General features: G+C 36.8%; 9 protein-coding genes. 6 read left to right on the forward strand and 3 right to left on the reverse strand.

Annotated elements, in window-relative coordinates:
* Window positions 1–151: 151 nt before the first annotated feature.
* Entirely contained in the window at window positions 152–961 is an 810-nt protein-coding gene (gene ppsR / locus ACSLUH_RS16220; protein WP_448568892.1) for a phosphoenolpyruvate synthetase regulatory kinase/phosphorylase PpsR, read from the reverse strand.
* A 168-nt stretch (window positions 962–1,129) separates the two neighbouring features.
* On the opposite strand from ppsR, the gene ppsA reads away from it, so the two are divergent.
* From ppsA to ACSLUH_RS16240, 4 genes are all read left to right on the forward strand, one after another.
* Complete coding sequence (gene ppsA, locus ACSLUH_RS16225) at window positions 1,130–3,505, forward strand: phosphoenolpyruvate synthase (protein WP_448568894.1); 2,376 nt, start codon at window positions 1,130–1,132, stop codon at window positions 3,503–3,505.
* 108 nt (window positions 3,506–3,613) lie between these two features.
* Window positions 3,614–4,345, forward strand: a complete 732-nt coding sequence (locus ACSLUH_RS16230; protein WP_448568896.1) for a substrate-binding periplasmic protein — start codon at window positions 3,614–3,616, stop codon at window positions 4,343–4,345.
* Between the two features lie 109 nt (window positions 4,346–4,454).
* Window positions 4,455–7,520 (forward strand): D-2-hydroxyglutarate dehydrogenase YdiJ, encoded by a 3,066-nt coding sequence (ydiJ, locus tag ACSLUH_RS16235; RefSeq protein WP_448568898.1) that lies wholly within the window; start codon window positions 4,455–4,457, stop codon window positions 7,518–7,520.
* A 220-nt stretch (window positions 7,521–7,740) separates the two neighbouring features.
* Window positions 7,741–8,136 (forward strand): hypothetical protein, encoded by a 396-nt coding sequence (locus tag ACSLUH_RS16240; protein ID WP_448568900.1) that lies wholly within the window; start codon window positions 7,741–7,743, stop codon window positions 8,134–8,136.
* A 72-nt stretch (window positions 8,137–8,208) separates the two neighbouring features.
* Here ACSLUH_RS16240 and ACSLUH_RS16245 read toward each other — a convergent pair whose 3' ends face one another.
* On the reverse strand, window positions 8,209–8,700 hold the full coding sequence (locus ACSLUH_RS16245; RefSeq protein WP_448568902.1) for a hypothetical protein: 492 nt from the start codon (window positions 8,698–8,700) through the stop codon (window positions 8,209–8,211).
* 289 nt (window positions 8,701–8,989) lie between these two features.
* Between ACSLUH_RS16245 and ACSLUH_RS16250 the strand changes: the two genes are divergently transcribed.
* Both ACSLUH_RS16250 and ACSLUH_RS16255 read left to right on the forward strand, forming a co-directional pair.
* Entirely contained in the window at window positions 8,990–9,430 is a 441-nt protein-coding gene (locus tag ACSLUH_RS16250) for a hypothetical protein (protein ID WP_448568904.1), read from the forward strand.
* Between the two features lie 44 nt (window positions 9,431–9,474).
* Window positions 9,475–9,975: a DUF2726 domain-containing protein gene (locus ACSLUH_RS16255; RefSeq protein WP_448568906.1), complete on the forward strand. Its 501-nt coding sequence runs from the start codon at window positions 9,475–9,477 to the stop codon at window positions 9,973–9,975.
* A 56-nt stretch (window positions 9,976–10,031) separates the two neighbouring features.
* On the opposite strand, the gene ACSLUH_RS16260 is transcribed toward ACSLUH_RS16255, so the two are convergent.
* The gene (locus ACSLUH_RS16260; protein WP_448568908.1) at window positions 10,032–10,367 is read right to left on the reverse strand and encodes a DUF3653 domain-containing protein; all 336 of its coding nucleotides are present in this window, start codon (window positions 10,365–10,367) and stop codon (window positions 10,032–10,034) included.
* Window positions 10,368–10,631 lie beyond the last annotated feature (264 nt).

Here is a 10,631-nt window from a genome sequence, read left to right on the forward strand (position 1 = left end):
TATGTGAACTGCTTTATCGAATTTGAGCAAAATTAACACCAACAGTTGTTCAAATAACATAAAAAACAGACAAATATAGATGACAAACTAAACGCTAGCGTAATGTTGCTGTGCTACGCTAGCTATTCTATTACCTAGTTTTTAGAAAAAGTTAATACTTATATCGTTGTAATCCTGTTTCTGCGAGTATTTTTGCGGTGATTTCTTCGACAGAATATTTGGTCGTGTTTAGAAAAGGGATCTTTTCTTTTTTATACAAGTTTTCAACAGCTCTTACTTCCATACGACATTGTCGTGCGGACGAGTATTTACTGTTGGCCATACGTCCATCTCGAATGTCCATTAAACGTTGTGGGTCGATGGTTAATCCAAACAACTTCTTTTTGTGGGGCTTTAAAAATTCTGGGATAGATAAATCATCCATATCATCATCAATAAACGGATAGTTTGCGGCTTTAATGCCGTATTGTAATGCTAAGTATAATGACGTAGGTGTTTTACCTGAGCGTGATACGCCCACTAAAATAACATCAGCATGCTCATAATTACTGATATTGGAACCATCGTCATTTGCTAGAGCATAATTGACCGCGTCTATTCTATAGTCATAACTATTCTCGTGAATACTATGTGTTCTATGGGCTTTGGGCTTAGCTTTAATGCCTAACTGATTCTCTAGAGGGCCTATAAAGTGCTCTAAAAAGTTATAAATTATTGCATCACTGCTATCGATAATCTCCCTGATTTCTGGGTTAACAAATGTATGAAAGACGAGAGGGGGCTCTCCGGATGCTTTGGCGGCTTTGTTAATAATTGCCTTTGTTTCTAGTGCTTTTTTTTTGGTTTCAACAAAAGAAATCGTTTCATGTTTAAATTGGGTTGGAAACAGTGACAAAAGTGCATGACCAAAGACTTCAGAGGTGATCGCGGTACCATCTGAGACGTAAAAAGCAGTTCTCATTATTCTCTCTTTTTTTATCTTATCAAAAAATTGTTAATGTAAGTCTTACTGAAAGCTTTTATAATAGCAATCATAAACATTTTTACCGTACTCTTTAATTTATACAAAAATTGTTAAAATTTAGAGTGATAGACGTATTTTTTAATTATCCACTACGGGGAAGTTGTCGTGCAAGAAAATGTACTTTGGTATGAAAATTTAGGAATGAATGATGTTGAACGTGTTGGCGGAAAAAACGCATCATTAGGTGAAATGATTTCAAACCTCGCTAACGTTGGTGTTCAAGTACCGGGTGGTTTTGCTACAACCGCTTATGCATTCAATGAATTTTTAGAGCAAAGTGGCCTTAACTCTAAAATATACCAATTACTTGATGATCTAGATGTGAGCGATGTTAATGCGCTTGCCCAATGTGGTAAAACCATCCGTCAGTGGATCATCGACACACCTTTTCTTCCACAAATGCAGGCTGATATAGAACAAGCCTATTCAAAATTAGCTGGAGAGTTTTCTGAAGATGCTTCATTTGCAGTAAGGTCCTCAGCAACAGCCGAAGATATGCCAGATGCTTCTTTCGCTGGTCAACAAGAAACCTTTTTAAACGTTAGAGGGTTAGATGCTGTAATGGTGGCGATTAAGCACGTTTTCGCTTCATTATTTAATGACCGCGCAATATCATACCGTGTGCATCAAGGGTACGACCATCGTGGTGTGGCATTATCAGCCGGTATACAACGTATGGTTCGCAGTGATATTGCAGCCTCGGGAGTTATGTTTTCTATTGATACAGAGTCAGGTTTTGAAGACGTCGTTTTTGTCACTTCTAGTGTTGGTTTAGGGGAAATGGTTGTACAAGGCGCCGTTAATCCTGATGAGTTTTACGTGCATAAACCAACCCTTGCTAACGGCAAACCCGCTGTCGTTCGAAGAAACATTGGTAGCAAAGCCATTAAAATGGTTTACGCTGAAACGCAAGAGCACGGTAAGCAGGTTGAAATCGTTGATGTTGAACCTGAAGTTTCTAATCAGTTTTCATTAACTGATGAAGAAGTGATGGAACTCGCAAGACAAGCGGTAATTATTGAGAAGCACTATCAACGTCCAATGGATATCGAATGGGCGAAAGATGGTTTAGATGGCAAATTGTATATCGTTCAAGCTCGCCCAGAAACGGTTCGTAGTCGTGAAAATGCCAATGTCATGGAGCAATTTCAGTTAACCCAAACGGCTAATATTGTCTGTCAAGGTCGCTCAATCGGGCAAAAGATTGGTAGTGGTCAAGCTAAAGTTTTATCGTCATTAGACGAAATGGACAAAATTGAAGTGGGCGATGTATTAGTGACAGACATGACCGACCCAGACTGGGAGCCGATCATGAAAAAAGCATCAGCCATTGTCACTAACCGAGGTGGTCGCACATGTCACGCAGCGATTATCGCTCGTGAAATGGGTATTCCAGCAGTTGTTGGTTGTGGTGATGCTACAGATAAAATTGCCAGTGGTGACGAAGTTACCGTAAGCTGTGCAGAGGGTGATACAGGGTTTATTTATCAAGGTAAGCTTGATTATACCGTGACAACTTCTGAAGTTGATAAGATGCCAGAGTTGCCATTAAAAATTATGATGAACGTTGGTAACCCAGATCGAGCATTTGCCTTTGCGAAACTGCCACATGCAGGCATTGGTTTAGCGCGTCTAGAATTTATTATCAATAAAATGATAGGTGTACACCCTAAGGCACTTCTGAATTTCGATAGTCAATCTGAAGATTTACAAGATGAAATCCGTGATTACATGGCAGGTTATTCAGACCCTGTCGAGTTTTACACTGCAAAACTAACCGAAGGTATCTCTACGCTTGCTGCAGCTTATGCGCCTGAAAAAGTTATTGTACGCATGTCAGATTTTAAATCAAATGAGTACGCCAACTTAGTTGGTGGTGAAGAGTTTGAACCAGATGAAGAAAACCCAATGATAGGTTATCGTGGTGCATCTCGTTATATTTCCGAAGATTTTAGGGAATGTTTTGCGCTAGAGTGTGAAGCCATTAAACGCGTTCGTAATGAAATGGGTTTAACTAACGTTGAGGTGATGATCCCATTTGTTAGAACACTAGAAGAAGCAGAGCAAGTAATCGACATATTAGCAGAAAATGGTCTCAAGCGTGGTGAGAATGGTTTACGTATTATCATGATGTGTGAATTACCTTCCAATGCATTATTAGCTGACCAATTCCTTGATCATTTTGATGGTTTTTCAATCGGTTCAAATGATTTAACCCAGTTAACTCTCGGCTTAGATCGCGATTCAGGTTTAATTGCTCACTTATTTGATGAACGTAATCCTGCCATCAAAGCGTTATTAGCAATGGCGATAAAAGCCTGTAAAGCACGTGGAAAATATGTCGGCATTTGTGGTCAAGGGCCGTCAGATCATGCTGATTTTGCTGCTTGGTTAGTAGAGCAAGGCATCGACAGTGTCTCGCTTAACCCTGATACGGTATTGCCAACATGGTTGTATCTAGCTGAGCAATATAACCGCTAAAAATATAAAAGACTGAGAGAAGAGGTCGTGTTGAAAAACACGACCTTTTTTGTTGCCTGTAAAAAACCTGACTATACTGAAAAGCGAGGTGTTAATTAGAGTTGTTAAATGAAGCATTTTCTCAATGTCCTTATTCTTTGTATGTTCAGTTTTATTGCTAGAGCTGAAAATATCGTTGTTTCACTTTATTCTGGTGGAAATCCTCCCTATACAATCATTGAAAACGGCATACCAAGTGGAATCTTTGTCGACCTATTCAAGGAAATTGAAAAGCGTACTGATTATACTTTCGAATTTAAAATTCTGCCGATGGCGAGAGTGTTAGTAGAGTTTGATGAAGGGACAATCGATATCGAGCCCGGTGTAAGTGAACTCTGGCGAACGAGTAGTAAAGTCCCTGGTGTTTATTCAATAGCGTTTGAAACTTCGACTGAAGTACTTGTATCAGCGCCAGAGCATAGTTTTGAGCTAATACAAATGTCAGATTTATTCGGTCAACGTGTTGGTGTAGTAAGAGGTTACTCCTATCCAGGTTATGACGAGCTTTTTGCAACGCAAAGAATAACTAAAGTAGAAAACGTCTCTGAAATTAATTTATTAAAGCAACTTTCAATAAACCGTCTCAATCATATATTCATTGGTTACCGCACTATTTTGTATTATCAAAAAAATTATCCTGAATTTCGAAAATTTAAAATAGGCGGAGTGGTAAATAGTGCAAAGATTCGCATGCGTGTACAACCTGCTAAGGCCAACTTACTTAATGTAATTGATGAAACACTAACACAGTTAAAGTATGACGGTGTTATTGATGACGTTTATCAGAAGTACGCCTATTAAAAATTATATAAATCTCGGTTTTATTTCTTATTTACTATTCACCAATTAAAAAATAACCATGATATAATTGTCGACAAATAAACGATAAAATTAGACGAACATCCTATTTATGTTGCCTCGCTTATCTCATATTGAGCTTATTTCTCCACTATACCAAGAATTTGCTGATTCACTTGCTAACGAAAATTATAAAGGTGAAATAAACTGTCACTATAGTTCTCGCCTCGCAGTGGCAACCGATAATAGTATTTATCAACAACTGCCTCAATTAGTGTTGCATCCTCGCACTGTGCAAGATATTCAAACCATTTGCCAGTTATCCGATCAGCAACGATTTAAAGAAATAAAGTTTAGCGCCCGCGGTGGTGGCACTGGCACTAATGGTCAAAGTTTAACACCCGGTATCGTTGTAGATTTATCGAAATACATGAATCGTATATTAGATATTAATGTCGAGGAAAAATGGGTTAGGGTAGAAGCGGGGGTTGTTAAAGATCAACTAAATGATTTTTTAAGACCTTATGGCTTCTTCTTTTCACCCGATCTATCAACCAGCAACCGAGCCACCATTGGTGGTATGATCAATACCGACGCATCCGGTCAAGGCTCTTTAGTTTATGGTAAAACGTCAGATCATGTGCTTGCGCTGACATCTGTGCTGGCTAATGGTGATCGTATAGACACCCAGCCGTTAACTTTTGAACAAGCGAGTGAATTAAGTCAAACAGATACCACTTACGGTAAAATTCTTAAACAGGTAATTGATACCTGTAAAGGAAAAAGAGAAGAAATACTCGCTAAATTTCCAAGACTTAATCGTTTTTTAACCGGGTATGATTTAGAACATGCATTATCGGAAGATTTAAGCCACGTCGACGTTTCTCGTCTTATTGCCGGTTCAGAAGGCTCTTTAGCGATAGTTTGTGAAGCTAAACTTAATCTTACGCCAATAGCAGAAGCCAAAACGTTAATTAATATCAAATATGACAGCTTTGACTCAGCACTTCGTCATTCACCAACATTAGTTAAAGCGAACGCTACTTCCGTTGAAACGATAGATTCGAAAGTATTAAACTTAGCCAAACAAGATATTATTTGGCATTCAGTAAGTGATCTTATTTCTGATGTAGATAATAAGACAATGGATGGTATTAATATTGTCGAGTATAACGGCAATAGTAAGGAAGAACTGGCGCATCAAGTTGAGCAATTAACTCAACAGTTAGATAAAGACATTTTATCCGATAACGGCGTCATCGGTTATCAAGTAACCTCAGACTTAGACAGTATCAATAAGCTTTATGCGATGCGTAAAAAAGCCGTAGGTTTATTAGGAAATACCAAAGGTAGCCAAAAACCATTAGCCTTTGCCGAAGATACTGCGGTTCCTCCAGAAAATCTTGCCGATTTTATCGTAGAGTTTAGAGCATTGCTTGATGAGTATAATCTTCATTATGGAATGTTCGGCCATGTTGATGCTGGTGTTTTACATGTTAGGCCAGCCCTAGATATGTGTGATCCAGAACAAGAAAAGCTATTAAGAGTTATTTCAGATAAAGTGGTCAAACTCACTGCAAAATATGGTGGTTTGATGTGGGGGGAACACGGAAAAGGCTATCGTAGTGAATATGGGCCTGAGTTTTTCGGTGAAAGTTTGTTTAATGAACTACGAAAAATCAAATCTGCTTTTGATCCATTCAACAAAATGAACCCTGGTAAAATTTGTACCCCGATTGATTCTTCTGATGAACTTGTATCTGTCGATGGCATAAAACGAGGTAGTTTTGATCGGCAAATACCGATAACCGTTAAAGAGTCTTTTGATTCAGCATTAAACTGTAATGGTAACGGGTTGTGTTTTAATTACGACGCTGACAGTCCAATGTGTCCATCGAGTAAAGTGACTCGTGATAGACGTCATTCACCCAAAGGTCGTGCAGGATTAATGCGTGAATGGTTGAGATTATTAGAAGAAAAGGGCGTAGATGTTCTTAAGTTAGAAGAAAACATTAACGGTTGGTCCGTAAAACAACTGCTTAATAAAGTAAAAAGCAGTTTAACACGCGCTAAAAAGACCGATTTTTCTTATGAAGTCATGGAAGCAATGAGTGGGTGTTTAGCATGTAAAGCTTGTGCTAGCCAATGCCCAATAAAAGTCGATGTACCTGACTTTAGAGCACGCTTTATAAATCTTTATTACTCTCGTTATTTCAGACCGTTAAAAGATCATTTGGTTGCCAACGTAGAAATAATGGCACCTATGATGGCAAGGATCCCTAATACGGTTAACAGGGTGCTCTCATCTAAAATTTATAATAAGATTTCTAAAAAGACTATTGGCTATGTTGATACTCCGCTATTATCAGTGCCTACACTTGAAGAACGCGTTAACCGTAGTCACTACGAAACGTTTAACTTAGCTCGTTTTGAACAAATGCAATCAGAGCAGCGTCAAGAATATGTATTTATTGTACAAGACCCGTTTACCTCATTTTATGATGCCGACGTGGTTTTTGATATGATGCAATTGATTGATACGCTAGGATTTAAACCGGTATTGTTACCGTTTAAACCCAATGGTAAACCGCAGCACGTAAAGGGCTTTCTCAACCGTTTTGCCAATACAGCTAAAAATACCGCTGATTTTCTAAATCAATTGCACAAACTTAATATTCCTATGATTGGTCTAGATGCTTCTTTAGTGCTTTGTTTTAGGGATGAATACCAGCAGATCCTCAAAGAGAAACGAGGTGACTTTTCAGTGCAGTTAGCTCATGAGTGGCTAATTAATCTGATCGATCACCAAAATGTGAAAAGTAAGCAATTAAGCAGTGTAATTGACTTTAAACTCTTCGCTCATTGTACAGAAAAGACCGCATTAGCAGGAAGTGAAAAACAATGGCAAAAAATATTTTCAGCCTTTGGACTTTCATTAACATCCGTGTCTGTTGGATGTTGTGGTATGGCAGGCACTTATGGGCATGAGCAAGCTAACCTTGATAACTCAAAACAACTTTATCAAATGAGTTGGCAAGCCAAAATTAATCAATATACGCCAGAGCAAATTGTCGTAACAGGGTACTCGTGTCGAAGCCAAGTTAAGCGTTTAGAAGGGCAAAAAACTAGGCATCCAATTCAAGCATTATTAAGTTGCCTATCATCGACTAACCCATAACGTTTATAAGTTTCTACTATTGAACAAAACCAAGAACAAATTGTTTTTGGCTTTTTTTTATTTCTAAAAATCATTTTTTAAACATTTTGTTGCAGAACTTGAGTTAACAAAAACATCACTTTTCGTTCACCTAATCTTAATCTGAGATTGTTAGATTATTCTCAGTGAGTTGGATGGACTGGCTCACATTTCCCTTAATTTTTTTTTCAAAAAGGATCACATGATGAGATTACCTAAAGTTTTACTTGGTTTAGCCTTAGCAGTTACCGCTAATGCGAGTTACGCAAACGATTTATCAGACGTAAATACCTTTATTGGCTACCAAACCAGTGAAGAAGTGTTTGAACTGGGTTACCAAACTAATATTGTTAAGTTTCAATTAATTGCAGGTAACTATCAGTTAGATAGCTGTGAAGAGCAGTTCATTTATTATTATGTTGAACCACAAGCTGACATTTATAAAAAGTCGACATATAAGTGCAAATATAAAGGCCCTAAAAATCACATGAGCTTTGAGCATGACTGGGCAGAAATCAGTACTGATGTTTACTGGAACAAAACCATTGAACTTCATCATGAGGGTCAAGTTAGCGTAAATTACTGGACGGTTTACTAAAAACCAAAGTGGCTAAGTGGAATAGGGTAAGTATGTATTTGTGCTTACCCTAGAAGGTTAACGAACAAGCAACTATCTTGGCCTTGTTTTCTCCCATGCAACGGAAAACTTAGTTGCTTGTTCGTTTCTATTCTCGGTACATTTAGCAAATTGCTGTGTTGTTTTTGGATGAGCGCATTCTTTCGGGGCTTGGTAATGTTTTAACCAAGCATCTTGCTTTTCACCGCTAAATTTACCGCTAACGTTAATGCTGCGCGTATACTTTATCGGCTCACTTTTATTTATTTTACTTTTTGAAGCCGTGTTCTGACGTTGTTTATGAGTAGAGTTTGTCGTTAAATTTTTTTTATTTATTTCAATTTTGGGTTTTGTTTTCCCTCGACGACAATCTTGATAAGCTTTGGCTTTTTTATGCTCTTTTTGACGTAGTGTCTCAGTAGATTTATGCCGCATTAATTGTTGGGTGTGTTTAAGGCTTTGCCATTCTGACTGACATTTAATAGAAGCATTCGCGTTGGGAGAAAAAACTGCAGCTAGCAATAACCACAAATAAACTTTATTCATGATAACAATCCTTGTTTGTTGAATAAGACGCATACAGTGTAGTCGCAAATAACAACTTAATAAATGATACTTTTGCATAATCACAATAATGCTATTAACCAAGCAGCAACTTGTTGCGCCTGGTCAATGTTCGTCAAGGATTTTTGTGTCGCTTTAACCCCCGTAAATGTATTACGGGGGTAGATTAACCAGAACAATGCATCTTACGATGAATACTACAAAATTACCCTTTAAACTTATTATTATTTATTTTAAAGTTAATCACTAACAAATAGGGAGAATTGAACTTATGGACTTAAAAGATTTTGTAGCAGAATCATTAATACAAATTGCACAAGGGGTAAGTGAATCACAATTAGCGGTAAAAAACTTAGGTGGCTTGGTTAATCCAGCAATAAGGGTTCATAAACAAGGAGACTCTCATGTTTCATCATTACCTAATGGGCAAAATATATATATAGTAGATTTTAATGTTGCTATTTCTGTAGCTGAAAACACTGGTACAGAAGCAGATGGAAAACTAAAAGTGGCTTCTGTGCTTTCTATCGGAGGTGGTGTTAAATCAAGTGAAACGAATTCAACGCTTAGTAAGGTTTCCTTTAAAGTCCCATTAGCTTTACCTGTTGATCCATATTCTTTAGAAGACTTAAAAAAAAGGGATATGGAAAGAGAAGCCGAACATCAACGGGCTACCGAAAAAAGGAAACAAGGGAACAAGAGTATTTTTTAATAAACTTTAAACGTATTAATTATTCTTTATAATCGAGTTATCAGATGGAATTGGTATTAGTATTACTATTTTTATTTATAATTATAATTGGGTTTGTGTTTCTTTCGAAAAATTTAAATAAACCTATTTCATATAGACAAAATGGTCCTCTTTTTAGTCCAGCAGAGCGCTCTTTTCTTGGTGTACTAGATTCGGCAGTGTCAGAACATTATCGAATATTTGGAAAAGTCAGAGTAGCCGATGTTTTATCTCCACAGAAGGGACTAAATAGAAAAGATTGGCAAATCGCTTTTAACAGAATTTCAGCTAAACATTTTGATTATGTTCTTTGTAATAAAGATAGTTTGGATTTAGTCGCTGTTATTGAACTAGATGATAAAAGCCATAATAAGAAATCAGTTAAAAAAAGAGATGCTTTTTTAAACTCAATTTGCGAAATGGCGAACTTAAAATTGATAAGGTTTCCAGCAAAAGCAAGCTACTCAATAGTTGAGATAAAGCAAACTGTTGAAAATATAATAAATCCATGTGACTACAATCAATGAGTAGATAAAAATGGCTATCACTAAAAAGGACACTTGTTCGTGTCCTCAATAGATGTCTATTCATAACGTATTTGGCTTTTAATTCTTTCTATTTCTATACACAAAGTTTTTAGTTCTTGTGCAGAGTATCGATAGCCGTTAGGGGTCATAATTTTGTCGTTTAGAATTCTAAAGTTTTCCCAGTAGTTGTTAAGCATCCGTTCTCTATCATTAAGAATTTTAACGGCTTGTTTAGATGGTTTATTTGTTTTAATCCATCTTCTTATTGTTCTTGGACTAACACACAGGTACTTAGCGATATCCTCGTTTCCTTTAGTTGAAGTGTCTGTAAACCCGCATTTCCATAAAAGGTTTTTAAAGTTTTCTGTTGGAATGTTAGAACAATTTTTCATAAATAATACTTCCTATATTATTGAATAAGATAAAAAATTGTTTTCTAAGCAAAATGCAAACCTTAACAAACAGAAGGCTTAATCAAATTTTCTATCAAACCCAATAAAACCAGACGTTTCATATTAAACACTGTAAATATTACTTATTAAAATACATAATGATTTCAATAAGTTATGAAATAATTAACTAGCAGGTAGTCTTAACATAGGCATTGGTATGCCAAAACAATGTGCAACTCCATAAACAATCATAATACTAAACCC

The organism is Thalassotalea ganghwensis (assembly GCF_053485795.1).

Coding starts and splice junctions, on each gene's coding strand:
- ppsR (WP_448568892.1), bottom strand. CDS start 961: ATGAGAACTGCTTTTTACGTCTCAGATGGTACCGCGATCACCTCTGAA.
- ACSLUH_RS16245 (WP_448568902.1), bottom strand. CDS start 8,700: ATGAATAAAGTTTATTTGTGGTTATTGCTAGCTGCAGTTTTTTCTCCC.
- ydiJ (WP_448568898.1), top strand. CDS start 4,455: ATGTTGCCTCGCTTATCTCATATTGAGCTTATTTCTCCACTATACCAA.
- ACSLUH_RS16260 (WP_448568908.1), bottom strand. CDS start 10,367: ATGAAAAATTGTTCTAACATTCCAACAGAAAACTTTAAAAACCTTTTA.
- ACSLUH_RS16230 (WP_448568896.1), top strand. CDS start 3,614: ATGAAGCATTTTCTCAATGTCCTTATTCTTTGTATGTTCAGTTTTATT.
- ACSLUH_RS16255 (WP_448568906.1), top strand. CDS start 9,475: ATGGAATTGGTATTAGTATTACTATTTTTATTTATAATTATAATTGGG.
- ACSLUH_RS16250 (WP_448568904.1), top strand. CDS start 8,990: ATGGACTTAAAAGATTTTGTAGCAGAATCATTAATACAAATTGCACAA.
- ACSLUH_RS16240 (WP_448568900.1), top strand. CDS start 7,741: ATGATGAGATTACCTAAAGTTTTACTTGGTTTAGCCTTAGCAGTTACC.